The 459-nt window shown below is 47.9% G+C and carries 1 rRNA gene; it reads right to left on the bottom strand.

Features of this window, described 5'->3' with window-relative positions:
* Positions 1-459 (bottom strand): 16S ribosomal RNA (locus KGF41_RS20520); the annotation flags it as partial.

Genomic DNA, 459 nt, shown 5'->3' with positions numbered 1-459 from the left:
GACTACAAGGGTATCTAATCCTGTTTGATACCCACACTTTCGAGCCTCAATGTCAGTTGCAGCTTAGCAGGCTGCCTTCGCAATCGGAGTTCTTCGTGATATCTAAGCATTTCACCGCTACACCACGAATTCCGCCTGCCTCAACTGCACTCAAGATATCCAGTATCAACTGCAATTTTACGGTTGAGCCGCAAACTTTCACAACTGACTTAAACATCCATCTACGCTCCCTTTAAACCCAATAAATCCGGATAACGCTCGGATCCTCCGTATTACCGCGGCTGCTGGCACGGAGTTAGCCGATCCTTATTCATAAGGTACATACAAACGGGATCCACACCCGACTTTATTCCCTTATAAAAGAAGTTTACAACCCATAGGGCAGTCATCCTTCACGCTACTTGGCTGGTTCAGGCTCTCGCCCATTGACCAATATTCCTCACTGCTGCCACCCGTAGG

It is taken from the genome of Clostridioides sp. ZZV14-6150, assembly GCF_020657875.1.
In the GTDB taxonomy this organism is placed as follows: domain Bacteria; phylum Bacillota; class Clostridia; order Peptostreptococcales; family Peptostreptococcaceae; genus Clostridioides.
The sequence above is the reverse complement of the archived record's forward strand: the minus strand, read 5'-3'. Positions and strand labels throughout refer to the sequence as shown.